This window comes from Leptospira adleri, from assembly GCF_002811985.1.
Taxonomy (GTDB): domain Bacteria; phylum Spirochaetota; class Leptospiria; order Leptospirales; family Leptospiraceae; genus Leptospira; species Leptospira adleri.
Map to the genome: position 1 here is coordinate 1 of NZ_NPDU01000008.1, position 26,239 is coordinate 26,239.

The 26,239-nt window shown below is 42.1% G+C and carries 23 protein-coding genes and 1 pseudogene; 11 read left to right on the plus strand and 13 right to left on the minus strand.

Translation table 11 applies throughout. The features are described from left to right. Positions 1 to 177 precede the first annotated feature (177 nt). From CH376_RS04340 to CH376_RS24810, 3 genes are all read right to left on the minus strand, one after another. Positions 178 to 2,013 (minus strand): nuclear transport factor 2 family protein, encoded by a 1,836-nt coding sequence (locus CH376_RS04340; RefSeq protein ID WP_100785173.1) that lies wholly within the window; start codon positions 2,011 to 2,013, stop codon positions 178 to 180. A 39-nt stretch (positions 2,014 to 2,052) separates the two neighbouring features. Next, the gene (locus tag CH376_RS04345) at positions 2,053 to 2,982 is read right to left on the minus strand and encodes a helix-turn-helix domain-containing protein (protein ID WP_165781728.1); all 930 of its coding nucleotides are present in this window, start codon (positions 2,980 to 2,982) and stop codon (positions 2,053 to 2,055) included. 544 nt (positions 2,983 to 3,526) lie between these two features. After that, positions 3,527 to 3,874 carry an LIC_10907 family protein gene (locus tag CH376_RS24810; protein WP_100785170.1) on the minus strand — a complete coding sequence of 116 codons (348 nt, stop codon included), beginning with the start codon at positions 3,872 to 3,874 and terminating at the stop codon, positions 3,527 to 3,529. A gap of 293 nt (positions 3,875 to 4,167) precedes the next feature. Here CH376_RS24810 and CH376_RS04360 point away from each other — a divergent pair, with 293 nt between their 5' ends. Then, positions 4,168 to 4,620 (plus strand): transcriptional regulator, encoded by a 453-nt coding sequence (locus CH376_RS04360; RefSeq protein WP_100785169.1) that lies wholly within the window; start codon positions 4,168 to 4,170, stop codon positions 4,618 to 4,620. Here CH376_RS04360 and CH376_RS04365 read toward each other — a convergent pair. From CH376_RS04365 to CH376_RS04380, 4 genes are all read right to left on the minus strand, one after another. Next, positions 4,613 to 5,518, minus strand: coding sequence for an LIC10906 family membrane protein (locus CH376_RS04365; RefSeq protein WP_100785168.1), 906 nt, complete (start codon positions 5,516 to 5,518; stop codon positions 4,613 to 4,615). The two genes, CH376_RS04360 and CH376_RS04365, sit on opposite strands and share 8 nt — an antisense overlap. 1,028 nt (positions 5,519 to 6,546) lie before the next feature. After that, the gene (locus CH376_RS04370) at positions 6,547 to 7,437 is read right to left on the minus strand and encodes an esterase/lipase family protein (protein WP_100785167.1); all 891 of its coding nucleotides are present in this window, start codon (positions 7,435 to 7,437) and stop codon (positions 6,547 to 6,549) included. Between the two features lie 116 nt (positions 7,438 to 7,553). Beyond that, positions 7,554 to 7,949, minus strand: coding sequence for a peptide-methionine (R)-S-oxide reductase MsrB (msrB, locus tag CH376_RS04375; protein ID WP_207767173.1), 396 nt, complete (start codon positions 7,947 to 7,949; stop codon positions 7,554 to 7,556). Positions 7,950 to 8,124: 175 nt separating this feature from the next. Beyond that, positions 8,125 to 8,742: a TetR/AcrR family transcriptional regulator gene (locus CH376_RS04380; RefSeq protein ID WP_100785165.1), complete on the minus strand. Its 618-nt coding sequence runs from the start codon at positions 8,740 to 8,742 to the stop codon at positions 8,125 to 8,127. 239 nt (positions 8,743 to 8,981) lie between these two features. On the opposite strand from CH376_RS04380, the gene CH376_RS04385 reads away from it, so the two are divergent. Together CH376_RS04385 and CH376_RS04390 are read left to right on the plus strand one after the other, a co-directional pair. After that, positions 8,982 to 9,842: an acyl-CoA thioesterase gene (locus CH376_RS04385; RefSeq protein WP_100785164.1), complete on the plus strand. Its 861-nt coding sequence runs from the start codon at positions 8,982 to 8,984 to the stop codon at positions 9,840 to 9,842. Between the two features lie 44 nt (positions 9,843 to 9,886). Beyond that, on the plus strand, positions 9,887 to 11,212 hold the full coding sequence (locus CH376_RS04390) for a thiolase family protein (protein ID WP_100785163.1): 1,326 nt from the start codon (positions 9,887 to 9,889) through the stop codon (positions 11,210 to 11,212). 521 nt (positions 11,213 to 11,733) lie between these two features. Here CH376_RS04390 and CH376_RS04400 read toward each other — a convergent pair. Beyond that, entirely contained in the window at positions 11,734 to 12,456 is a 723-nt protein-coding gene (locus CH376_RS04400; protein ID WP_100785161.1) for a DUF1554 domain-containing protein, read from the minus strand. A gap of 280 nt (positions 12,457 to 12,736) precedes the next feature. Between CH376_RS04400 and CH376_RS04405 the strand changes: the two genes are divergently transcribed. From CH376_RS04405 to CH376_RS04415, 3 genes are all read left to right on the plus strand, one after another. Beyond that, positions 12,737 to 13,495 carry a biotin--[acetyl-CoA-carboxylase] ligase gene (locus tag CH376_RS04405; RefSeq protein ID WP_100785160.1) on the plus strand — a complete coding sequence of 253 codons (759 nt, stop codon included), beginning with the start codon at positions 12,737 to 12,739 and terminating at the stop codon, positions 13,493 to 13,495. 1 nt (position 13,496) lies between these two features. Then, on the plus strand, positions 13,497 to 14,270 hold the full coding sequence (locus CH376_RS04410; protein ID WP_100785159.1) for a type III pantothenate kinase: 774 nt from the start codon (positions 13,497 to 13,499) through the stop codon (positions 14,268 to 14,270). A 279-nt stretch (positions 14,271 to 14,549) separates the two neighbouring features. Beyond that, complete coding sequence (locus tag CH376_RS04415; RefSeq protein WP_125231921.1) at positions 14,550 to 14,993, plus strand: hypothetical protein; 444 nt, start codon at positions 14,550 to 14,552, stop codon at positions 14,991 to 14,993. A 214-nt stretch (positions 14,994 to 15,207) separates the two neighbouring features. Here the strand turns inward: CH376_RS04415 and CH376_RS04425 are convergent, their stop codons facing one another. Then, entirely contained in the window at positions 15,208 to 16,074 is an 867-nt protein-coding gene (locus tag CH376_RS04425; RefSeq protein ID WP_100785156.1) for an alpha/beta fold hydrolase, read from the minus strand. Between the two features lie 355 nt (positions 16,075 to 16,429). On the opposite strand from CH376_RS04425, the gene CH376_RS04430 reads away from it, so the two are divergent. Further along, positions 16,430 to 16,915, plus strand: coding sequence for a rhodanese-like domain-containing protein (locus CH376_RS04430; RefSeq protein WP_243394706.1), 486 nt, complete (start codon positions 16,430 to 16,432; stop codon positions 16,913 to 16,915). A 391-nt stretch (positions 16,916 to 17,306) separates the two neighbouring features. Here CH376_RS04430 and CH376_RS04435 read toward each other — a convergent pair whose 3' ends face one another. Then, complete coding sequence (locus CH376_RS04435; protein ID WP_100785153.1) at positions 17,307 to 17,801, minus strand: crossover junction endodeoxyribonuclease RuvC; 495 nt, start codon at positions 17,799 to 17,801, stop codon at positions 17,307 to 17,309. Positions 17,802 to 17,903: 102 nt separating this feature from the next. Further along, on the minus strand, positions 17,904 to 18,653 hold the full coding sequence (locus tag CH376_RS04440) for a YebC/PmpR family DNA-binding transcriptional regulator (protein WP_100785152.1): 750 nt from the start codon (positions 18,651 to 18,653) through the stop codon (positions 17,904 to 17,906). Positions 18,654 to 18,832: 179 nt separating this feature from the next. On the opposite strand from CH376_RS04440, the gene CH376_RS04445 reads away from it, so the two are divergent. Beyond that, positions 18,833 to 19,444 (plus strand): Tll0287-like domain-containing protein, encoded by a 612-nt coding sequence (locus tag CH376_RS04445; protein ID WP_420843523.1) that lies wholly within the window; start codon positions 18,833 to 18,835, stop codon positions 19,442 to 19,444. Positions 19,445 to 19,556: 112 nt separating this feature from the next. Here the strand turns inward: CH376_RS04445 and CH376_RS04450 are convergent, their stop codons facing one another. Further along, the gene (locus tag CH376_RS04450) at positions 19,557 to 22,178 is read right to left on the minus strand and encodes a TonB-dependent receptor plug domain-containing protein (protein ID WP_243394702.1); all 2,622 of its coding nucleotides are present in this window, start codon (positions 22,176 to 22,178) and stop codon (positions 19,557 to 19,559) included. A gap of 657 nt (positions 22,179 to 22,835) precedes the next feature. Here CH376_RS04450 and CH376_RS04460 point away from each other — a divergent pair. From CH376_RS04460 to CH376_RS24535, 3 genes and pseudogenes are all read left to right on the plus strand, one after another. After that, positions 22,836 to 23,327 (plus strand): PaaI family thioesterase, encoded by a 492-nt coding sequence (locus CH376_RS04460; RefSeq protein WP_100785149.1) that lies wholly within the window; start codon positions 22,836 to 22,838, stop codon positions 23,325 to 23,327. Between the two features lie 353 nt (positions 23,328 to 23,680). Next, a pseudogene (locus CH376_RS24530) lies at positions 23,681 to 23,782 on the plus strand (hypothetical protein); the annotation flags it as partial. A gap of 172 nt (positions 23,783 to 23,954) precedes the next feature. Next, positions 23,955 to 24,101, plus strand: a complete 147-nt coding sequence (locus CH376_RS24535) for a DUF2442 domain-containing protein (RefSeq protein WP_243394701.1) — start codon at positions 23,955 to 23,957, stop codon at positions 24,099 to 24,101. A 273-nt stretch (positions 24,102 to 24,374) separates the two neighbouring features. On the opposite strand, the gene CH376_RS04475 is transcribed toward CH376_RS24535, so the two are convergent. Then, entirely contained in the window at positions 24,375 to 26,180 is a 1,806-nt protein-coding gene (locus CH376_RS04475) for a sodium:solute symporter family protein (RefSeq protein WP_100785147.1), read from the minus strand. Positions 26,181 to 26,239 lie beyond the last annotated feature (59 nt).

Below are 26,239 nucleotides of genomic sequence, written 5' to 3' on the forward strand. Positions count from 1 at the left end.
GAAATTTACAGCGCGTTCCAAAACCTTATTTTATTTTGTCGGAAAGATTAAGCTGCAAGAACCTGTCCCAGTTTTAGGACAGGTTCTTATAATTTTTAAATATCTTTTAAACCGCCTTGGGAAGCGAAAACTTTCGAGGCGGTTTTTTTATGAGAATTCTATCTTCACCTGCGTCGGCTATTTTAAAAACCATTCCTTGACTTTTTTAACTGCGTCCGACGTATAAGGTTCCTGATCGTAAAAGTCAAATTGCGTGGCCTTTTCGACCCAAACGAATTTCTTTTCAGCGCTTAAATCCTTATAAAAAAGTCTGGCTCCGTTCGGAATCGCTGCCCCCTCGCTATGAATCATTAGAATGGGAGTTTTGATTTTTTTTGCGCTGGGTATAGGATCAAATTCCAACCAATCTCTCCAACCCATCACTGCAAATTGATTTCGCCATTCTCGAATTTTTCCCCGCTTCTCATTGAGATAGTAATCGAACGGACCAAACATCGCCGCCGTCGAATCGGTTTCGCTGACTGCGGGAACGTATTTCACTTTGTTCGATTTCTTATATGAGTACTCCGCTTGGTCGCTTTTTTCCTTTAATTTTCCAACCCCTTCCGGGCCGCCATAGACAAACTCGGCCAGCTCCTTATCATGAAGCCAAGGAGCAACGAACGCGACCCTACTTAGTTTTAAACCCTTCGCCAGAGCCTCACTTAAATATCCCGAACTCGCACATATCGCCAGTCCGTTGAGTGAATCGATATATGATAATGTCTGCATATACTTCGTGGCGTTTTCAATATCCTGTATTTTTAAGTTCGGTTTTTCAAGATTCCGGGGCTCGCCCTCGCTTTCTCCGTAATTTCTAAAATCAAACGTAAGTGCAACAAAACCTTCTTTCGCAAGTTTACGCGCATACAAATCGGGCATTTGTTCCTTTACGGTCGTCCAACTTCCCGTCACGATTACTCCCGCGTATTTTTTTCTTTCGTCAAAATCCGGTGGTAAATGAATTTTCCCTACGAGTTTCAGACCTTGACTCAGAAATTCGACCTTCCGGATTCCGTTTTCCACAGAGAAGTTTTCAAATAATTTTCTTCCGAAAGCCTTCTGCAGTATTTCAGGGTCGAAGTATTCAGTGAATTTCTCGATCTTTCTATTCTTCAATTCCAAGATTCCGACATAATTGTTATTGTACTCGCCGCCGGTCTTCAATGCGATCTTTCCTGAATACTGAACTATCACTTTATTTTCAGTTTCAGTTGGGAACACCTTGTAAAGGAATTTCATCGAACTGAAATTATCGGGAAGACCCGAGTATTGTTTTTTGATCATCGAAATTCCTGCGAGTTCTTTCGGAAAATTAGGCGGGGAAAGAGGCATTCTTTGTATACCCGACTCGTTCCAAATATTTAAGAATTCCGGAATATTTTTATTTTCTAATGATCCGAAAAACTTGGATACTATCATTTTCGATTCAAAAGGAACCGCTTGGTGCGAGAATTTCTCATGATTCTTTACATTGCTAATAGCATACGATCCTAATTTTAGATTCCCGCTCTGATGCTCCAAATTGAATTTCATGGATTGAATCGTCCAAGTCCGGCTTTCCGTTTTCCTCAATTTAAATTCGTAAGTTCCGGAAACGACCCATTCCTTTTCTCCCTTTCCTATCGGAAGATAGTGTAACGCGATCCCGGAAAACTTGACGCTTGCGTCAGAGCCTTTTTTTTCTATTTGGAAGTTCCCGACCTGATGATGAGTGCTGTAGAATCCGGGAAGGAAGTTTTTCCAAGAGTCGACAATTTCGCTCGCGCCTATCTCCGAAGGTTGGCCGCCGGAAAGCGAAGTATAATCTACATGAATTGTTTCGGCGAGAAGGGACTGGAGTTTTTCCCAATCTCTTTGATCGACGCTCGTGAAAACGGCTTCCACAGTCGATTGGATTTGGAGCTCATCTGCATTATCATTTCCGCAAGTTACAATCAGGGCGACAACGGCGATTAATTTGCTAAGTTTCATGGTATCCTCTTTCAACTCAGGATACGCAAGATTCCGCTTTTATTCTTGTAAACTATTGCCCGGAATTTGTAAAATCTTGCTCTTTCGATAAGATTGAGGAGAGACGCCTTTTGCCTTTCGAAACGCGTTTGTGAAATGACTCTGATCGTTAAAACCGAGTTCGTAGGCAATCTTTGAAATTTTATAATCAGGAACCGATAATAACCTTTCCGCTTCGGAGATGCGAAGTTTTAAAACGTATTGATAGGGAGTTTCTCCCGTCGTTTTCTTAAACTCTCTGAGAAAATGAAATTTACTCATCCCGATTTCCGCAGCCATATCTTCGATCATGATTTTTTCGGAAATTTCTTCTAAGATCATTTTTTTGATCGTCTCTATATTCTCATCACTCAGCTTCGAAATTTCCTGATCGGGTGAATCCAAATAATTGGAATAATTTTTCAGGAAGTATTCCGCGAAACTCGTCAAGAGAGATTCCAGATACGAAGACTGATTTCTACCTTTGGCTCTCATTTCTAAAACGAAGAGTTCGATAAAATGTTTTAGAACGCTATCCTCGACGTTATATGTATTTAGAAACACGAGGGATTGTTTTTCCCTCTCGGAAAGGACTCTAGTCGCATCGAGCAAGCGATCCTCTTCGATTGCCAGGATTGTAAAATGGCATTCTTCTCTTACGGAATGTGTAAAAGGAACGTAGGGAGGATTCATCCAAATCTGACCAGCCTCCGTATGAAGATCCAGATCGACTCCATTCTTTCTGGTCTTCCAGCGAAGGCCGCCCATATCCATAGCGAAGTAAAAATAAGGAGTATAAATATCAATCGGATAAAATTCGGGACTACTTCCGATTTCAAGGACAACTCCGTCCCATCCAAGGAATCCGGAAGATTCTTGAATGATAAGACTGTCGCCGCAATCGGATCTTAATCCGGTAGTCGCATCCAGAAACTTTAAATTCGTTTTCACGTGCGTTCTCTTTCCGTTTTTCCATGAATCAATAAACGACTCTAACATACGATATTGTTAAATCGAATTTGATCTAAATGATCTTAGAATCGGTCATCGAGAAAATCAAGAATTTTGCGTTCGTTAGCAAGCTCTTTTTCGAATGTAATGAGTTGGGAAATTTTTTAACCACGTTTTTGCGCAAAAAGAAAAATCCGAACAATGGTCACCGGAAATCTACGAGAACAATTCGAAGAAGATTTTGCGAAAGGTTATATCGTTAGTAATTATCGAGTGCGAAGCAAAAGATTGAAATTCTTATGCTTGTTACTTCAGAAGAGACAAGTCCATTTTTCTTTTGGCAATTGCTTTTTCTTAACGATTGACTTCTTAGAAAAGATCTTTCGGGAAAACGAACTAAAATTGAAGATCACCAAAATTTTGCCGATCTTCTAAATAAATCTTTTTTAATCGAAATCGTTGTTTAGGTATTCGACGCAAGGTTAGATTCCATAAAATTTCGTTTCCAGGAATTCTAAAATCAGCGTCTTAGCAATCATTGAATTCAATTCCGTCCCGAACTTTCGATAAATCCGAGCAATTCTAATTGTCTTTTCAATTCGAAATTTTCTTTTTCTAATAAAATAAATTGGTTTTCTCTTTCCTCTAACAAATTTTGGAGAACTACTTTTTCAGAAAAAATAGATTTTAATTCGTTCTTGGACCAATCTAAGCGCCTGATCAGAATTCTTTTCTTTAAGAACAATCTCAGAATCAGAATTTCGAGTCGAAGTCGCATTGGCGCTTTCTCTTTTTTTTTCTTCCAGACAATTGATTCCTTGATCTTTTCTTTCAATCTAGGCAATGCTCCTAAAGAAAATTCAAGTTCATATGAATCATACCATTTCGACATTTGCACCAACCTAAATACTCATCTTCGATCTGAAATGAGAACCTTCAAAAAAACGTTTTCAAACTCGTCGTGACTCTTTTATTTTATAAGATGCGGCGCCTAACTATTTAAAATAAGCAAAATAGATATAAAAACGATTCAAATATTCTTAATATACTTTTTATGCTTTAAAAAATTCTGTATTCATTTATAATTTACAAAATATGATTGCAAACATGGATCAGAATTTGATTTCTTATTTCTCACTAAACAAAAAGGATTTCACTTACGTATCGTAAGCCAATTTGTGATCCATGTCAAATAAAATTATCACAATACCGATTGAAAATATCGATTTTTCCACTCCCGGAAAAAGGCTTCGCTACGCGATAAAGAATATCTTGGCTATGAATGACCAAGACTTTGCCACTTCGATTGGAAAATCCCAAAACTATATAAGTTATATATGCAACGACAAACGTCCTCTTCTAGATAAAATTGCCGCTGAAATCGAATACATACATCGGATTTCTGGACTTTGGCTGATCAAAGGGCAAGGCAACCCGGAAGTAAACGTAATCAATGATGAAAGTTCTGAAACTTTAGAAAAAATGAAGAAAAGGGACTTTCTTTGGAATAAAATTTCCAATGACAAGGCGGAAGAAATTTTGATAGCATTTTATAAGGAAATCCCGCCGGAGACCAGAAACCTGATCTACCAAATGATCACAGCTGTTTCGAAAAATAAATCAAACTCGACTACTTAAAATACTTTCCGAATTTTTTCGATAGTATTCGCGCTCTCTTTTCTAACGAGAGTTCTCCCGTTTTCTCCGCAAGAGTGTAATCCTGAATCAATATCTGTTTGGTTATTTCTTCTTTTTCATGTGAACTTTTTTGAACAAATCTCATAGGATCTAGCTTTTCCAACAGCTTCAAAAATCCTACCGACGCCACCCTATTCAGCAAAGGCACATTACCTCCTTTCAATACTTCCGCCTTAATTTTAAAGGCGTCGTAGTGAAGAATTGCGACCGCCCATAGAATTGACGCAAAGATAAGACCTATGGAAGATAAATGCGGTTTATATATACCGATTAAAGGAAGAAAATAAACGAACGCGGTCGTTATCGGTAATACAAGTGCGGCTCCTAATAAAACCAAAAATAGCCTAACTTTGAAGTCCCCTCGTTTTAATAGCATTGTCCGAGTGACGGTAATAATTGCCAATAGCATCCAAAAGGATAAATATATTACTAAAAGGTGATAGTTTAAATTCAGATCAAAAATGAAGTTTTCCGGATCTTTTAAAGTAGCCATTCTCTGGGAAAGACAAGTGTAAACGATACAGATAGACCCGAAAAAATGAATAAGTTTTGCCCATGTTGGAATCGGCTGATCTTTGTTTTCAATTTTCTTAAATAAGACAAATAGTGTGAATGGCGCAAAAGAAATCGGAAGAAACGTAATATTCAGCGCTAAGTTTCGGTAAGAAAGCGGAAGAAATCCTCTCGCCACTTGGATCATCATCCAGAGAGAAAGTAACAAATTTAATATAAAAAAGATCGTTTGCGTCGATTGTCGAGGTCTCAATCTAAAAACATAAAAACCGAAAAAGAAATGCGACAAACTAGCAAAAATAGGAATGAATAGATTCAGATTCATAATATGTAATAACCATAATAGATTCAAAATTTCTTGTTTTCGCTTTAACCGCTAATTTAGAGGCGAAACTTTCTCCTATAAAATAGCTTACTACCCTATCCGAATCCCAAAAACATCCTGTCTCAACAAATACAACTGCGCCTCTAAACAAAATTCTTTTGTCTTAATTTTGCCATTGTTTCCATTTACAGCGCGTCCCAAAACCTTATTGTATTTTGTCGAAAAGATCAAGCTGCAAGAACCTGTCCCAGTTTTGGCACAGGTTCTTATATAGATAACTTAGTAACTATAATCTAAATTGTATTTTTTTAACACTGCGTCAAATAGAAAGTATTATTTTCGGACCCACCTTGAATCGCCAAATAGATGGATTAATAATGTTTGCTTCCGAACGGTAGACAAATGAAAAAAACTAAAAGAGTTCGGATTACGGTAAATACCGTATTACGCGATCCGGGAAATTGAAAACGGAACACGGATTTTAAGCGGAGAACAGATTTTAAAGCTAAGAATCCCACGCGGTTTACGCCTAACTACGATTTACCGAAATCTTGAATATTGATTCTGAAACTTTCCTCTGCAATTCGAGAAAATTATAACGAACAAAACTTTGTGAGAGCTCTTGACGATTAAATCAAAGATATCAAGGAATGATCCCTGAATTGCGAACACCGATACCATCCACCTCATAAGAAAAAAATTCAAATAAGAATTTTATGAACGCGCGAGTATGGAAGTCGAGCCGCTTTAATTTGATAAATTTTCTTTTCAAATTTTCATGGCTAAGAAGATCCGATAGATCATAACCGTAAATGCCTTCGATCTGCGCACGGTTAACGATCGCGCGAACATAATTCTTACCGATCGAATTTACAACGGCAACGACGTCAAAAAAGAAACCAACTAGGATCCGTTATAGAAATTGAATGTAACCTTTCAAAAAGTTTACGTTTTAAGAGGAATATCAAAAAAATATTTTATAACTTTACTTCAAGTCGATGAAATCAAATTCACTTGGAATACAAAAGCTATCTTTTCTTTTTCTTAGCAGGCGGTTTCTTCTTAACGATCGATTTTTTTGAAGAAGTCTTTTTGGAAGCCGTTTTCTTTTTCGAAGAGGTTTCCGTCTTTTTACCGGATGCGAAACGACTCGTATCCGATTCAGTTTTGACCGGTTCTATTTTTTTCCGAATCGGCTTCGGATCCTTATTCTCTTCCGCGGTGATGAGATCGAAAAGACATTCGATTCCGAGAGGGCCCATAAAAAGATTGAGATGCCCCGCTTCCGGAAGTTCCACGTCGTCGAAATGTCCCAGCCTAGAATTTTCCGAAGGAATGACAATCTGATCCCTTTTTGTAAAAACGGATTGCACGTTAGGCAGCTTCTCAAAAATTTCCACCGCTTCTCGAATGAATTTGGAACCCGGCATCATCTGCCAAGTACAGATAAAGATCGGTGCGATATATGCCAGATAAGTTCCATGAACGGGCGTTCCGGCGATAAAGATTTTCTTTACCCGATCTCTTCCTTTGTAAGTGAGACCGGAAGCGATCAACCCTCCCATCGAGTGACCGACGATATAACAATCCTTAATATCTTTTTGAACCAAGTAGTCTTCTAAGATCTGGCTCTTCCTGCGAATGTTTCCCATCTGAAATCCGAGAGGTACTACATAAACGGGATGTCCATTCTCGATGAGATGTTTACGCATCGGTTCCCAAGAAAGAGTTCTTCCTAAAAATCCGGAAACCAAAACCACTGGACGTTTATCTCCTTCCGGAGAATCTTCTAATTCAGTGAAAATTCCAAGGATCGCGTGCCAAAGATAAAGAATCGTGTACCATTTCTCCGCTAAGAATTGAAGGAAAGGATTGCGGACTAAGCGATTGTCGGATACGTAGGCGAGATGATCATTCATGAGTTGCTCCCGGTGGATTCCGGATTTAGGTATTATTTTACCCTTCGCCACTGATGAAAATCAAAAAACGGGAGGAGGAATTTTTCCGGGCGACCCTTCCCGGAAATTAAAGATTCTTACTCTTTCTTAAACTTCAAAGAAGCGGAATTGATACAATACCTAAGTCCGGTAGGTCTTGGTCCGTCCGGAAAAACGTGACCGAGATGACCTCCGCACTTAGCGCAAAGAACTTCCGTTCTCGACATCCCGTGACTGTTATCCGTTTCTTTTTCAACGGCTTCTTCTTTTGCGGGTTGATAGAATGAAGGCCAACCAGATCCGGATTCGTATTTTGTTTCCGATAAGAATAACGAAGCTCCGCAAGCCGCGCAGACATACGTTCCTTTATCGTGATTTTTATAAAGGGCGCCGGTGAACGCCATTTCGGTTCCCTTTTGTCTAATAATTTTATATTGCTCAGGAGTGAGTTCTTTCTTCCATTCTTCTTCCGATTTGTTCACTTCGTATTTCATCTTTCCTCCTTTTTTCTTTGCTTTGTCGTCTCCGTCCACGGGGCCGCAGTTTGCGATCAGCAATAACAGGGAAACTAGCGTTGGTAAAATTTTCTTTTCCATGCGTAAGAATTCGTTCTTATACTTGGACTGGTTACTGATTGGAACGGATTTCGATAAAAATAGAATTCAAAATTCATTTAAGAATTCTGTATTCTTCCACGATTTCTCGGAGGGAATCCTCCATTTCACGGATATAACGGAGTTCCAGAGTCATTCTCCACATAGTCACGGAACCGTGATAAGCCATCAACATTCTTCTTGCTACGTATTGAATGTCCATGCTTCGTTTGAGTTGACCGGAGCCGATCGCCTTCTGAAGATAATCGCCGATCATCCTCGTCCATTTCGTGACGATGTCCTTTAAGAATTCCGTATATTCCGGATCCGCGTCCATCACCTGACTCGCAAACCCGGCGAACGGACACCCGAAGAATTCTCCGTGACGAATCTGCTTTTCTTTGAGGATCACCCAAGCTCTTAAGAATTCCGCGAGATCGGGATAACGATCCATCAACCCTTGAAGATCGCTGAGAGTTCTCTCTTCCTGTTTCGCCAAATAGGCAAGACCCAATTCTTTTTTGGAAGGATAGTGATCGTAAAGACTCGCCGCAACGGAATTGGATTCCTGAATTATCTGTCTCATTCCGGTGTTCGAAAACCCTTGTTTATAAAAAAGAGAAGTTGCAGTATCTAAAATTCTTTCCCGAACGCCGATTCCGGATTCTTTCTTTTTACGAGATTGAGCTTTCATATTTGAACGTATTATTCCAAAATTCCTACACAACAAACTTCTCACCCGAAAAAACTTCTGTCAATGACTTTGAATACGCTCCATAAAAAAACAGAACGAACGTTCTGTATTTTTTTGTTTGATCAAAATTTAGGCCGGTCTAAACTAAGGTCAGAATCTCTCAAAAGGTGAACGCGATTTCGCTGCCTACGGGTCGCAAAATTGGGTCAGATTCTTCGATAAAGAAAAGGGGGAACGAAATGATCACAGATGAAATTCAACTCGTGACTCGTATTTCCGACCTGGACACTCAAAGACACGTGACCAGTAGGACTTACGAAAATTTCTGCCTGGAAGGCAGATTTCGTGCCCTGGAAAAGAACGGCTTTTCTTTGAGAGAAATTTTGTCCCAAGGGATTGCGCTCCATCCTCTCGAATCTCAGATTCGATTCCTTGCTCAGCAAATGGAAGGAGCCAATCTCAAAACGGAAACGAAGGCCTTTCCTCTAAAAGACGGAAAGATTTTCTGGGACCAAAAAGTTTATTCCGAATCCGGAGTTCCGGCGGCCGAGATCAAAACTCTCACCGCTTCGGACAAAGAGGGCAAACCGATCGATCTCCTTCCCGGCGAAAAATCGGATATTTCCGGCTTTGATCAGTTTGCTCAGATCCCCGACTTTAAAGGGACTTGCAAAACCGTGGATACGGATTTGATCACTCTCTACAGCGAGAGAAATATTTTCGGGGAATATAACCCGGCTTATCTCTGGAGAATCGTCGAGGATTCCCGTTGGTTTTTTTCCACGGTAACCGGTTTGACCTTGGACCGTTTTGTGGAAATGGACACTACGATGTTTTTTATGGGAGGAGTTTTTAGATTCTTCCACCCCGTTCCCGCGGGAAGAAAAATACGGGTGAGCACTTGGATCCATTCCTTTGAAAAGATCCGAAGTTATATGCGACATGAAATTACGGATGTGGAAACCGGTTTACGGTATTTCGCGGTGCAAGACGAACAATTGGTAGTCTCCGTCTCGAAATCGAGACCGAAAAAAGCCCCCGAAGAATTCCAAAAGTTAGTCGGGGATTATGTTGAGAATTATGAATATTCTCAAAAATGAATATAGGATTGATTGATTAAGAATTTGAAGTCTGGAGAAAGAAAATGAAATTAGAAAAGCCATTGGCTATCTGTACACCAAGAAGAACTCCTTTTGCTCAGATCGCGAAAGCGCTCGGACCATACCCGGGACACCACCTGGGAAAAATAGTCGCAGAGGATATTCTTTCCAAAAGTAAACTGAAACCGTCTCAAATAGACGGAGTTGTGGTCGGAGAAGGATTCAGCAACGCGCCGAACTCTGCAAGAGTGATCGCGAACCTCGTAGGAATGAGAGACGAAATCGCTTGTATCACCGTTGCAAACAATTGCGTATCCGGAATGGAAGCGGTTGCGGAAGCGGCTCGTAGAATCGTTCTCGGTGAAGGCGAAGTGTTTCTCGCGATCGGCGAAGAATCCCAAACGTCCATGCCTTTTATCGTTAAGAACGCTCGCCTGAACAAAAAAGCGGGATCTCTGGATAAGTTGAAAAAACTTCTTCCAGACAATCTTCCCGAAGGCGTTGAACTCAGAGATACTCTGGAAGACGGACTCGGAGACGGGGAAACTTCTTACGGTATGCAAGTTACCGCGGAAATCGTGGCTCAGAACTACGGATTATCCCGTGAAATTCAAGATAAGCTCGCGTTCGAATCTTTCAAAAGAGCATTAGAATCTTCTAAAGCAGGAAAGTATGCGCCGTACATCATTCCGATGAAAGACGAAGACGGAAACGAACTTGCGATCGACGAAGCGGTCGGTCTGCGCGAAGGTCTCGTGGAAAACCCGACTCGTATGGGACGCGCGATGCTGATGTTCGACAACCCAGGAATGAAATTCGAAGAATTCAAAACGAAATACGCAAAGGATCTTAAAAAATCCCACGGACCTACGGTTTCTATTTTCAACGCAAGCCCTCGTTCCGATGGAGCGGCGGGTGTGATCGTTACCACAGTTGAAAAAGCGAAAGAACTCGGTCTTACGATCGAAGCTGTGGTTTCCGGTTGGAACATGAAAGGCGTTCATCCGAACAACATGGGAATCGGACAAGCCGCTGCGACCGAAGCTCTTCTAGCCGATGTAGGTCTTAAAATCCAAGACGTGGACTACGTTGAAATCCACGAAGCATTTGCTGCGACCGCGGTCGGCGCCCTGGAGCAAATCAAAATGGACACCGGTTGGGATTGGGAAAAATCCTTCGACGCAAAGAAGATCAATCCGAACGGAGGATCCATTGCGATCGGTCACCCTTTTGGAGCGACCGGAATCCGTTTGATCGCAAACGCGATCATGGATTTGAAAGAAGACCCTTCAGCTAATAAAGTCGTGATCACCGCTTGCGCTCACGGCGGGATCGCAGGATCCATGCTGATCGAAAGATACAAAGATTGATGGTAGTTTAGAATTTTATAAACTACTCAAGAATCATTGTTAAAAGTTTTTTCGAAAACGAAAGGACAAAAAAGCCCCGAGAGATCGGGGCTTTTTTATGAAACCCGACCCGTTTTTTCCTAAGGAAATCAATCGTTCAAGTTAAGTGAAAATTCTTTAAGACGGAGGTAATTTTTCGTAAAAGAAAGTTAAAGTTCAAAAGAAGGATTTCCCCCGTTGAGCAAGAGAACAAAGCGACTTGATTCTCATGAGAAATCCGTCGGAGTTCCGACAAATCCCCCGTGAAAGTCGCGCACCCCGCCCTGGGGCGCGATCCGTAGAGAGCGCCGCGCTGAGTTTTGGGTGGAGGAGGCAGGTCCGCGGGAAACCCCGGGCAGATTTCCCTTATCAGAAAAAACTTATTTTGCAACCGCGAAATTCTTTGTAAGAGTTCCTACAAAAATCGCCCTTGTTGTTCCTATTCTAATCTATAGAAAAAAATGAACGCCTCCCAAAGAGAAACGATTTTAAAACAAAGAAACTCATTGTTCTACGCAGAGAAGATTTCGTAACTGGTCACAGCCCGGGATATTATTCCCTTTGATATCGGCGATTGTTGTTGCGGTCGATATCCCCGTCGTTCCGTTTGAACCGAGCGTTCCATCCGACCAAGCGGTAGTCGCCCCTCCGCACATAACGTTCAAGGACCAGTTCGTCGCACTCGCCGGCACGAAACCCGACCAATAGGAAGCGGCTGCAGCCTGAACCGCAGTGGGAATCGTAGCGATTAAAGAATTTGCATTCGTTGTAAATACCAAGGTAGCCTGGTCCACTCGATAATAATTCTTGCTCGCTTGCAAAACCCAATTCTTTGTTCCGGCCGCCGGATTGTCCGGACAATTAGTGGCATTATCGCTAAAACACGCATAACGGACTCCGTTTGCACCCGAGTTTCCAGTGAGAAGCGCTTTATAAGTCCCGGTAGAAGGTTTGTTTGCATCGGCCCCACACTTCGTATCGGCTCCGTTGATTCCGCCCAAATTACCGCTATACGTTGCTGCAGTCACAAAGACGCGTAACTTCGAGTCCGAAGTGGAAGGTGTCGTAGTTCCTCCAGCGACGGTTGCCACGGCGCCAGTCCCCAAAAGAAGCGAAAGGACCGAATCATCCTTCTTATCTTCCGGTTTACACTGGAATAAAAAGACGGAAAGAATGAAGACAAGAGACAGAAAAAACGTTAGCTGTTTATGTGAGCAGAATTTCATATTTGAAAATTGGTAATAAAAACAGAACGCATGTCAATTCAAATTATAGAAAAACACATTAATTTATAACATTGCTCAAATATTCTACAATAGAACTGGAAGATCCATTTCGTAGAATCCTTGTTAAACGATTCGAATTCTTCTCAAAGTCTGAAAGAAAGGAATGCGCTAAAAATTTGCTTTTTATTTCGATTTCTCGATGCTCCCTCGTTTTATAATAACGGCTTTCTCGACCTTGTTTTCTTCTTGCGAATTCCCGAAATAAATCGTCCCATCGGTCATGCCAAACGTATTGCTCCAACCGGAAAAAGGGATTTTTTTAGAGTCAGTCACTTCTACCAATTCGCTTATCAAAAGTGAGGAGTTCCCGCACGGAACTTGGATCGTCGCCGAAGAACAAACGGAAGGACGAGGAAGAAGAGAAAGAAAATGGGAAGTCTTAGGGGAAGAATCCTTGATCTTTTCCGGAAAAATCGGCCTCGAAAATTTCGACGGAGGTCCCGGGCTTTCCCTTTTTATCGGAACCGCGGTTTGCAAAGCCATTCTTTCCATCTATCCGGAGTTGGCGAGAGAACTCAAAATCAAATGGCCGAACGATCTTTATCTCGGTAACAAAAAGGTTGCAGGAATTCTAATAGAGACCGAAGTCATCGGTTCAACGATCACTCTCATCATTGGAATTGGAGTCAATCTCTACGGAAAAAAAGAGACAATTCCTTCCCATCTTACGGATGCGGGTTTCCTCAATACGAACCCGGATCGTGCAGGCAAAAAAAACGAGATCTTGGAAAAGCTGATTCCCACGTTGAACGAAGCGATTCTTCTTTGGAAGGATTCGGAAGGTAGAAAAAAGGAACTGATTTTATTAAACGAACTCCTCCTCTGGAAAGGACAACCCGTGAGTTATACGGAAAATGGAACTCGGCAAACGGCGACTTTGGAAGGCCTGGGAGAAAACGGCTCCCTGATTCTAAAAACTCCGTCGGGGACCGTTCTGGATTTCATTGACAGTCCGGACGATTTCCATTCTCTAAACTAAAATGCTCTTAGTTGTCGACGTCGGAAATACAAACACGGTCTTCGGAATCTTTGAAAACGGAAAGACCTCTCCTCTTTTTCACAAAAGAACCGTAACTCGAAAAGACAGAACCTCGGACGAACTCGGATTGTTCTTCCGAGGATTTTTACGGGAATTCAAAATCGAAAACGAGAAAATTACGGGCGGAATCTATTCCAGCGTCGTCCCCACTCTCAACCCAATCTTAGAGAGAATGTTTCAGGATTGGTTTAAGATCGACGCGGTTCGCGTGAACTATCAGATGAAACTTCCTTTTACCATTTCTTATCCGAGACCTTATGAAATCGGAGCGGATCGCCTCGTCAACGCCGCCGCCGCGGTCGTGGACAATCCCGGAAAATCCATCATCATCGACTTAGGAACGGCGACTACGTTTTGTGTGGTGAGCGATAAACCGGAATATTTGGGCGGAGTGATCGCACCCGGTTTGAAAGTTTCCATGGACGCCCTCACAAGAAACACCTCTCAACTTCCTCCCATCGTGTTTCAATCTCCGGAAAAAATCTTAGGAGATTCTACGATAGAATCCATCCAAGCCGGATTCTTTTTTGGATGGATCGGACTTTTGGAAGGAATCATCCGTGAAATCAAACGCGACAAAGGCCAAGATTATCGCGTGATCGGAACCGGCGGTTTAGTCACGGTAATCGACGCGGCTCATCCGGGAATCTTCGACAGCATCGATCCGCTTCTCACTCTGAGAGGATTGCAGATTCTTCACCAAATGAATTCGTAATCGTTTTTACTTCGAATTCGAAAAACGCATTTCGGTTTAGAAAAAATTTCAATTCCTGGATTAAAATCTTAGAATGTTATAAGAGATCAAATTTTAAGATCCGAATTCTTAGGTAAGAATGGATTTCGATCGAATACAAAATTCGTTCTTGCTTCCTAAGAATTGAACCTAAACCTTCGTTTTTAAATGTTCGGTCTTTTTAAATCAAAAGAACCCTCGGTAAAGGTGAACGATCAAATATGGATTTCTCGCGAAGCAAAGTTTGAGAAATGCCGCCGTTTGCTTCGCAAGAATTCAAAGCATCTCTTTCTCTTTTGGTTCGAAGAATCATTTCGAGAATTCAGATCCGCCCTAGGTCTCGAGGAAAATTCACCAAACGTCGCTTATGCGAAAGAGATCTCTTTCGCAGATATTCAAGATCGATTTCTGATTTTTGGAGAGCACTATCCCCTCAGGAAGACGGAGCAGAATCTTTTTCTAAATCTTCAACTCAGAGAAGTTACGGTTTTTTCATCTTTGGACGAACCCTTGTTTCAAACTTTCGGCGGAGAAAACGTCGTAGAGGTGATGAAAAAACTCAGGATCAACAACGAAGCGATCTCTCATCCAATGATCAACGCTTCGATTCGACGCGCTCAGGAGAAGATCGAAAAGAAGGTTTCGCTGGAACAAAAAGTCGATTCCTCTCAAAAAGATTGGTTTTCGTCCAATCTCCGTTCGTAAAAAATATCACTCCGAATTCTACTTCCTTTCGGACTTTAGACTTTAAGACCGTTACAAGCAAATTTTAACGGAAAGGCTTTCGTAGAAACTCATACGAAAGAAGATTTCAATTGAAGACAAATTCTCCAAATCGGCGCAAAAACGAACTCCAACAATCGTCTGCGTCGAATTCGTCCTACTGATTTTTCGGGATCTTCTCAATTCTTCCCGAAATTCAAAGCGCCTTTTTCTCATTTAACCAAGACAAAACCGAAGAATCGAATACCTCCGGCTCTTCCAACTGAGGAGTGTGTCCGCTCTTTTCAAAAAATCGAATCGTCAGATCGGCAAACAGAGGAAGAATCGGATCCCAAAGATATGCTGGCGGCATCAGGTAGTCGTGTCTTCCAAGCGCCAAATAAACCGGCATTCGAATCTTTTCGATACCGATCTTGATATCGATGTCGCGAAAAACTTCTCCCCAGACGTAATCAAACATCGCGGTATTGATTTCCATATCTTCCCAAAGTCCGCTGGAATCGTATTTATAATCGAACCAACTCTTGGCTCCGGAAAATATATTAAATATCTTGAATGCGTTCTTCGGATCTTTCGAGATTGCTTCCGGCAACTTGGACATTTTATCTTGGTAATACCTCTTACGATCTTCGGAGGCGTTTTCTTGAAAATGGGCTTGGATGAGTTCGTGACTTTTTCGGGATAAATCGGGAGTCAAACACATCAAAATCAGATGACTTACATGTTGCGGATATTTTTTTGCATATTCCAAAGCCATGTAGCCGTGTCCGGAATGACCGACCAAGACGATCTTTTCCAGTCCGAGCTCTTTTCGAACGAGTTCCATATCTTCAAGAATGACGTCCAAGGAAAAATCCTCTTTTTTTGTCGAGGAACCTCCGCCGGCGTACCCCCGATGATCGACAAAGATCATTCTGCAATGTTTTCTAATTTCTTTCGAAAAGGTTCGATCGTAATAGAGAGCGCTTCCGATTACAAAGACGTCCGGTCCTTCACCATCGATGACGTATCGTAAATTCCATTCCTTTGATTTTACAAAACCTTGAAGTGAATTCTTTTCCATAACGTTATTTGTCTTTGATCCTCAAAAATTACATTTTTTTGAAAGTTCCTCTCTTGAAACTCTTTTTCCAAAGAAAATACTTTCTCCCGATGTTTTCTCCGCTCAGGAATTTTGGATAAAAGTCAAAAATTTTTTGTTTCTTTTTCTCCCAAAGAAGACAAGTGAAGTTTCTGGCAAGATGCCTTGCGTTTTTAATTCGTAAAAACGAAGAAGCTTTTTCAAAGTTCCTGCTTTCAATATTTCAAAACGGAATTGACAAAACATTTTAGAAAATCTTAAATTCGTGAACGATATAAGGGAGCCTCTTTTCATGAAAAAAATAGGAATAATTCTGATCCTCGTTTTTTGTACCGGTATGATCATCGGAAAAGGAAAACGCATTCAAAATTCTCGCAACAAGATCCCGAATCGTCTGATCGACTATGATCGATTTCAAAAAACGGTAAATTCTTCCGGAGAAGAAAGAGAGGCAAGACGTCTAACGGAAGATGAATTTTTAACGACGATCTCCGAAAAGGATGTAATTCTATTAGACGCTAGGAGTGAATCCAGATTCAAGCTAAGACATATCAAAGGGGCGATCAATCTTCCTTTTACGGAGTTCACAAAAGATTCTCTCGCAAAGGTCATTCCCAATTTAGATACGAAAATTCTGATTTATTGCAATAATAACTTCGACGGAAGTCCAGAGGCCTTTGCGGCGAAAAACGCGGCCGCGTCTTTGAATCTCTCAACCTTTATTTCCCTAAAAGTTTACGGTTATACAAATATTTACGAACTCGGTCCTGTTCTGGACGTTGCAAAAACAAAACTTCCCTTCGAAGGGTCCGAAGTCCAATGAAGGAAGATTCGGCCGAAAGTTTCATTGGAGTCCAGTCCAACGCGATTTTCGATTCGGCTCGGAGCATTGTTTTTCTGCGTACGGACCTTTTTCCGTGTGAATCGAAACCGACTATTCCTTAAAAACCCAAACTGCTCGTCGGAGTTCCGACAAGCTCTTCTGTAAAAGTCGCGCGCCCCACCCTGCGGCGCGATCCGTAGAGAGCGCCGCGCTGAGTTTTGGGTGGAGAAGGCGGGTCCGCGGGAAAGCTCGGGAAACTTTCCTCTATCAGAAAATCTTAATTTTGTAAATAAAAATAACCTCTGTCGGAATTCCTACAGGACCGATTGTTTCTTTCTTGCGGGCAAAACTTTCCGTCGCGGCGCCTGAGGAAATAGAACGTTGATCTTTTCTATCTTAAAATTCTCAGCAAAGGACTTGAACTCATGGAAAGTCCGACGTAAGCGGCGGCGACCGCGTCCCAGGAATCGTCGTGTCCTTTCAAAAGATCGATATTCAAAAGAAGTTTGAGCGCATGGCGAATCTGTTTTTTATCGGCGGTTCCGCTTCCGGTCGTTCCTTTTTTGATCTGAGAAACAGTAGGTTCTAAAATTTGAATATTCTTTTCCGCTAATGTGATCAGAAGAACGCCTCTCGACTCGAACACGCGGGATGCGGTCTTTTTATTCTTAGCAAAAAACATTTCTTCGACCGACGCAATCGTAGGATTGAATTCTTCCAATACTTCGTTCAGACCTTTTTTTAAAAGAAGAAGATTTTCAGGACTCGGGGTTCCCGGAGGGACCTCCACGGTTCCATAGGTTAAAATCCGGATTTTAGAAGATTCTTTTTCAAGAACCGCATAACCGGCTCTATGCGAACCCGGATCGATTCCTATGATTCTCACTTTTTGTTTTCCGGAACAAAATCGATCGTTTTGAGGAAGGCGATCGATTCTTCTTTTCCCCCAGCGGTCAGGAAAAGAAGAATTTTCGAATGGAACGAAGAATCATTCAAATTCTTTTTCGAGAGAGGGAGCCAGTTCAAAATTGGAAGTCACCGAAGTTACGTCGTCGTGTCCGTCCAGCTGATCGATCAGCTTCATCACCTTTTCGGCCGTATCTTTGTCGGCGATTTCGGAACTTACCAGAGCGATATATCGTATTTCCGATTCTTCCGATTTCAGTCCCTTTTCATTGAGAGCGTGCATAACGGCTTCGTAATCGTCCGGGGAAGTGATAACGCGGAAGACTTCTCCTTCGTTGACCACGTCCTCTGCTCCCGCACCGACCGCGAGATCCACGAGTTCGTCTTCGCTGATCTGAGAAGATTCTAAAACGATTACCCCTTTCTTTTCAAAAAGTCGGCTCACGGAACCTGAAGTAGCGAGAGAACCTCCGAGTTTTGTGAGAATACTTTTTACTTCGGGAGTCGTTCTGGACTTTTTATCGGTGACCGCCGAAACCATGATCGCGATTCCACCGGGTCCGAAACACTCATAGAGACATTCTTCGTAAGTGACTCCTTCTAAATCCCCCGTTCCTTTTTTGATCGCCCTTTCTATATTGTCTTTGGGCATGTTCACTGACTTGGCCTTCAGCACCGCAAGCCTGAGTCTCGGATTTCCTTCCGGATCTCCTCCTCCCATCTTCGCAGCGACCGTGATTTCTTTTCCTACTCTAGTAAATATGGCTCCGCGCTTTGAATCGATCGCGTCTTTCTTACGTTTGATCGTCGCCCATTTCGAATGTCCGGACATGCTTCGTATCCCCTAAGATTTGCTTTTTAATGACTGGAATCAAACGAGGTTGATTCAGAATGATACTTTCCAGAAATCAAAAAAAAGACATTCTGTCCATCCTTTTCAGAAATGAATTCGTTCGGAAAGAGGAAGGTAAAATTCTTTTCGGAAACGATTCCTCCGCTGAGAATAGACAAATGGAGTCGTTTTCAATGCATTCTCAAAAAAACCTTAGACAATTTCTTTTCGGAAAAAAACTTCTCGCGAGAGCGTTCGCGTTCTTTCTCTTCGTGCAGTTCTTCATCGTTTGTGATCGCGGCCAGAACGAAGAGAAAAAGGAAATTCTACTCAAACTCATGGGCGACTTTCAAATCGAGCTGCAAAAGAATCTACAAAGCGCGATTCAAAAAAAGGGAGTAATCGGAACGATAGAAGTTTGTAAAACGATCTCCCCTCAAAAAGAGAAAGAGATCGGAAACGAATTCCCCGCCGTCAAAATCAGAAGAGTTTCCGAAAAACCTAGAAACCCGGATCACAAACCGGAAGAATGGGAAGCCCGCATTTTTAAGGAATGGGCCGAAGCAAGCAAGAACGGAATGTCTCCTTATACGGTCATTCTCAGCGATCCTTCCGGAGTCAAAATTCTAAAACCGATCGTTTTGGAAAATCCTACCTGCCTCAAATGTCACGGCGGACCGAAAGACGTAAGTCCTGAGGTTGCGAAAAAGATCGCGGAGCTATATCCGAACGATCAAGCGACCGGCTACAAACTCGGAGATCTAAGAGGCGCATTTTCGGCGACCTGGTGACCGTTCTCGAACATCGCAAATATATTTTATTTTTAGAATATTCTAAAATACGAAAGCGTCCGGGAAAACCAGGCGCTCCTTTTCTTCAAACCCAACTTTTAGTTTTCGGAATTTAGAATTTAATCTGCATCCCGATGCTGATCAAAGGATAGTATTTCACTTTTCCACCGAAGGCGGTCGATTCGATATAATTCGAATTGTAGATCGGAGAAGGATTGCTCGGAGTCGTAATTCCCGTCAAAGGATTGGTGGAAGAACTTCTGGAATACGGTCCGAAGTTGTTGTAAGTCTCGCTGATCTGATTTCGATTTCCGAAGAAGTTTATGAACTCGAGATATGTGTTCACGTATCCCCACTGATAGTTCATAAAGCGATCGATCCGTATGTCGAGTTGATGAAAATCGGGCCATCTTCCGGAATTATAATAATCGGAATACTTAGGATTGTAGAGATTGATGCCCGTGGATGCGATCGCGGCCGCTTTGTCCGACCCGACGATGGGAGTCATCGGAACGTTCGTAAGATACGTGTATTTACTTCCGATCTGCCAGTCCTGACCGATCTTCCAGGCCACGACTATATTCAAAATATGTGTTCTATCGTAATCGTAGAGAAGGAGTTTATCGTTATCCGCCAAAAGTTCGAACTTTCCGTCGTCGTAGTAATTGAGATAATTTCCGCCTTCGTGAAGCTGGTATTGAAGTTTGCGGTTTCGATTGTTTTTGGTACGATCCTTCTCTTCGTCGTCCGTTAGTTGTGGTTGATGATTGTTCCTTTTCGAAATCGAATTCGTATAAGAAATCCAGCCGAAAAATCTTCGATGTGAACCTTGATTCGCCTTCAGAAAAATTTCCACTCCTCGTGAAAATCCGTCCCTCGAATTCGAATAATTCATGTTTCTTACGATAAGAGGATTTTTATTTACGTCGTCGGGATGATTTACGATATCCCGTTTTTCGTTGTTAGGTTGATACGGATCCTGAATGTAAGAATCCGGTGTGACAAGATTGGAATACTGATTGTGAAAACCTTCCACCTTGATCAGATAATCGGAAGTAACTCTTTGCTCGATTCCTACGGAAGAATGAATCGAATGTTCCATTTTCAAATTCGGATTTCCGGAACGAGAGGAGAATTGTTCGATTTGAAGAGGAGCGTTGTAGTGTTCCCCGGTTCCCGCCAGAAATTTCGTTCCGGTTTTAAGAATCTCGTATTCTGCTCTTCCTCGAAACGCGTCCCTCTTTTCGTGAACCTTGTCGTAGTAATCGTGACGATAACCGGGAAGGACGCTAAAACCGCCGATCTTAAATTCCAATTCCGCAAAGCCGGAAATCTCTCTCGTATGAATCTGATCTCCTTCGATAAGAGCGCGAAACTGACGATTGGAATCCAAAAGACTGTTGAAAAAATCCAAAAAAGTGGAATTAGACGACTTGATATCTTCGCCTTGAAGTTGAATCGTTTTCTCGCGGAGCTGGCCGCCGAAACGAAACGTTAGATACCTTTCTAAAAGAGTAATTCTTGAATTGTTTTCCACGAAGTTTATATTCTGCGTCGTTACGTTGGAAAGTCCGAAAATTTGTTCCGCGGTAAGCGGATTCTTAAAATCAACTTCGAAGTTTTCACGGAAGTAGTTGTTCGAAATCGAAAGAGAAGTCTCGAACCAAGACTTATTGTTGTAGGAATAACGAAACCCGGAAGTCCGAAACAACCTTTCCAAACCGACCGGAGGACGGCCGGAAGCCGCTTCCTGAAGAGTGGAAAGGCCGAGAAATTCTTTTTTGCTGTTCTCGAAGTCGTCCTGCGCCTTCGTATATTTTTGTTTATCCTTGGCTCCGAAAAGAAGAACGTTAAAGGTATGATTGTTTCCCGGTTTCCAATTAAACTTCGCCTGATAATCTTCGTAGTCCGCGTATTTCGCGTCGGGAGGAATTCCGTCCGGGTAGAGTTTTAGAAGAGCCAGATTCGGATATGATTTCCGAGCCGAAACGATCGCGAAAAGGTTATCCGCGATCTTATTCTGGTGATAAACGTCCGAAAGGAATGTGTTCAAATTGACGATCGAAAACGTTTTCGCCACGGCGTCAGGCGTCCGTATATCGATGATTCCGCCCGTGGCAAAGCCGTATTGAACCGGAAAAGCTCCCGAATAAATATTAAAGGATTTTATAATATTATTATTTAGTACGGAAGATTGATCTCCGAGGTGATATGGATAGGACATAGGAAAACCGTCGAGATAATAACCGTTGGCGAGCGCGCCCCCTCCGCGCATCACCAAAAATCCCCTTTCACTGTTTGAATACGGATTTGAATTTCCAACGCTATTAACAAGATTGTTAAACGAAGAAGAAGAAAGACCGATAGGAGGAACCGCGACGATTCCCGGAAGAGTCTGAATCGCTTTGAGGGCGTCGTTCTGCGCGCCGGGAAGTCTGCGGATTTCCTCTTGTTGAAGCGTATATCGGGAAAGAGATTCGAGATCCTTGTCTCCGATGACGTTGATTTCCCCTGGGACGGGCCTCCGAATAAAAAGAAATTTTTTCTGGCCGTCGTATTCCACCGTTATGCTTTTTTTAAACACACGTTCCGAAGTCATGATTCTAAGATTGTAAGTTCCGGACGCGGGAAAAGAGACCTTCACCGATCCGTCTCCGTTTGTGATCAGATACTTACCGATTTCCTGAAATACTACGGGTGTATTTGCGACGGCGTTGTTTCCGGATTCTTCCATGACGACGACCTCCACTTGCAGCGGTTTTTCTGCAAAAAGAGGGTTTAAGGAGAATCCAAATGCACAAAGAAAGATGCCGAAGTTTCGAGAGAAGATTTCAAATGAAAAAAAACGAAACGATACTTCCCGAATAAGAAAGACCCTCGATAAGGAAAACATTTGATTGAAGGAATGCTCTACAATTGATTTCATTTCTCGGCCGGAAACTTCAAAAAACAAACCGGGACTTGTTTTTCAATCGATAATTCTCTTCTGAAATCAATTCCTTAAATTACGAAAGTCTTTTAGAAGGGAAAAATTTTTGGAAGAATGAAATGAGAAAATTCGAATCTTAAATCGCTGGGAAGAATAAAGAAATCCGAATCCCCGCCGTTTTTGTGCGATGCCGATTTCATGACCCAAATTCAAATAAGAGAGAAACCTTTTTTCGCGCGGAAGAAATGTAAAATTTCTTTTCAAGTTTTTTTCGGACATGATTCGCTTTGTCGGACCAAATATCGGGTTTGATTCTTCGTTTACAAAAAACCGATCCAAACTTGAGGCGAACGATATGAAATTTTTGTACTTTCCAACCTCGAAAAGCCAAGGAAAGAAGTTATTATTGGTTTGACATAAAACCATAATTAGTTTTATATAAAACTAATTATGGAAATCAAAATGAAAGATCGTTCTTCTTTTTGGAAAACCGGATTCTTCCAATGGAAGATGTTTTTAAAATGCCCCGTGTATTGGAGATGCGGCGGAAGAATTCTTCAATTTTCGGACGACCTCAGAGAAATGAAGGTGAAACTTCCGTTCAATCGAAAAACGAGGGGTTTGATGGGAACACATTTCGGGGGCGCGCTTTACGCGTTTGTGGATCCGATTCCGCTTCTTATGCTCAAAGAAAATTTGGGGGAGAATTATATCCTCTGGGATATCAACGGCGCGATCGAATACGTTAAAGCGACTTCGCAGGACGTCTTTGCGGATTTCAAGATCGGGTCCGAAATTCTTAACAAGATTCAAGGAGAATGCGAAGCGAAGAAAAAAACTCTCTTTCATCTCAATATCCTGATCCAAGAAAAGAACGGAGACATCGTTGCAAAAGTGGACAAGACGATCTATGTCCGTAAAAAACCGATCCTTTCAAAAAAACGTTCCGCTTAAAAAGCCTTTCGTCAAACAAAGATCCGTTTTGTTTCAAGCGCGATCATTCGAGCAAAATGTAGGAACTCCCTCTAATTTGGTCTTGAGTAAACAAAAGTCGGACGACATAAAACGTTTAGTTCTCGATCATAAGAAAGCGAGACAACCAACCAAGAGGTAGTTAATCTTACGTTTTACGAATCATCGATTTGCACAAGATCTAAATTATTATGACTTCCTATGTGCATGGACGCTTCTCCTTAAAAACATAGACGGTTTACTTCTTGATTTGAGTCGTAACAGGAATAGAATAGTGAAATGCCTAAAATGGCTTTAAGTTTTTCTTTTTCGCCAAGGAAGGAAACCCAAGGGAACCGACTCATATTCATATTAGAAAAGACGGGAAATTAGCTAAATTTTGGCTAAGACCGATGTTGTATTGGAAGATAATTACGGATTCAATTCGAAAGAATTAAATTGGATTGAAGAAGAGATTGAAATGAATTTAGATCTAATTCAAGTAAAATGGAATGATTTCTTCGGTGTCTGAAGCAAAAGCTCAAAAAATTTGGTTTGATGAGGATAATCTGTGGGCTATCTCTCTAGGATGGTAGAACCTTATCCGTTCCACTTGCGTATTTCCCGCGCTTGAGAAAAGCGAACAAAGAACAACTTCAAAAGTTTGAAATCAGCGGAGGTGGAATCGGACTACATTGGGATGATATCGATGAAGATATAAGCGTTCCTGGTTTACTCCTCGGAAATGGGGACCTAACTCAGCGTAAGAAAGTATGAATTCAAATTCGGACTGACTTTCCGTCCAAACAATCGCATTTTCCCTTTCTTCGGCATTCGAGAACGGGAATCATTTCGTAATACTTGCTTTTTAACTTACGTTGGTAAGACTTTTCCTAAAACGCGATCAAGTTTCGTTCCATTCCTTCCTTACATCAATCGCACTCCGGTGTTAACGTAAAGACCTTCTCGATTCTAATCCGAAAAATCCATGCTTTATCTCCTGTTATCCGAAATTTCAAGTAAAACGCGGGAACTCCCGCAGACTTGGATTTAATTCTTACCAAATCCTTTTCTCCAATACAAACTTCCCAACAAAACAAAACCGATCAGAGAAATAAGCCCCTGCCAAGGTTGCAAAAGAAGAAAATATCCGAGAGAAAACATTCCGAAGAAAAGAGAGGACGTCCCCAAGATCCAGAGATAGATTCGATTTTGAAACTCCTTCAATCGAACGTCGCTTTCTTGTCCTTTCCAAAAACCGAAGGGATTGACCCTTTCGATAAAAGCGTCTAACGTTTCTTTTGGAACCGGCGGTGTGAGTAACGTAACCAGGATCGATACAAAGACGGAACCCATGGCTACCCAAAAAAGAAGATATTCGGATCTCACTTCCGGATAAGCGGGATAAAGAATCATCGATAATATCAGAGCGGTGATCATTCCGGAAAGTTCGGTCCAAGCGTTGGCCCTCCACCAAACCCATCTCAAAATCTGAGGCAATCCCATTCCCGAAGCGAAAGCGAGCAAGAATTTCCAAGCGCTCGCGATGGATTGAATTTGTGTGGCGACCAGGATCGCAATGATGGACATGAGAACCACGGCGATTCTACTCACTCTCACCAAAGTTTTATCGCTCGCCGAAGGGTGAATGAAACGAAGATAAAAATCGTTAACGAGATAACTCGCTCCCCAGTTGATATGCGTGTCCGCCGTCGACATAAACGCCGCCATCAAACTCGCGAACACGATCCCTAAAACCCCCGTCGGCAAAATGAGCTTCATCAAAACGGGATAACCCATTTCACGATCGTTCCCTACGAGTTGTCCTTCCGCAAAATATCGAGCCGGATCGTGAAGAGGAAAGACGACTAACGTAACGAGCGCGGTCAATATCCAAGGCCAGGTTCGAACGATAAAATTTGCGATGTTAAACCAAAGCGATCCTTTTTCGGCTTCTTCCGGATTCTTAGCCGTGTGAATTCTCTGCGCCAAATATCCGGAACCGTCCGAATAATATTGCGCCCACCATTGAACTCCGATGAATATTAGAAAAACCGTAAATGGCAAAGAGGCGTCCTGAAAGTCCGGCCAAAAGCTCAAAATAGATTCGTGTTTTTCGGGATAGACCTCTTCCATCTTCGAAAGAAGCCCGGAAATTCCTCCCTGACTCGACACCGCGTAGAACGCGAAAATTACGGCTCCTCCCATTCCCAACGCGAATTGAACGAGATCCGTTAAGATCACGCCTTGGATTCCGCCCATGCTGCTATAAATGACGACTACGAAAAAAAGAATCAAAACCGTGATCGTATTGTTTAAAGAATCGAATACCAAAAAGGAAGGCCAGAAATTTTGAATCGTCGAAAAACTTTCAGGACCCAGAAGTTCGTTCCAATCCAGAAAAGGTCCGGTGATCTTGGACATAGCCTTAAAAACCCATCCAAGTACAATCGAATTTACTAATATACTCAAATAGAACGCTTTCACCATTCTTAAGATCGTAGCCGGTTTTCCTCCGTAGCGAAGTTCGACAAACTCCACATCGGTGAGGACTTCTATTCTTCTCCATTTACCCGCGAAAAAAACGGTCATCGCCATATAACCGATGGCCCAGCTCCACCAAAACCAATTCGCCGAAATTCCGTCCGCGGCGACAAAACCGGTGATCACGAGAGGCGTATCCGCGGCAAAGGTCGTCGCGACCATCGAAGTTCCGAGCCACCACCAAGGAAGTTTGCGATCGGCTACGAAGTAAGAAACCAAACTTTTTCCGGCTTTTGGAGAAAGGAGAACGCCCGCGCCGAAAGCAAAAAGGAGATAAAGAGAAAGAATGGACCAATCAAGGATGCTAAACATGTTTTCTTCTTTGAACGTAAAATGGGAAATATTTCGAACGTAGTCTTTCCCGGTAATGG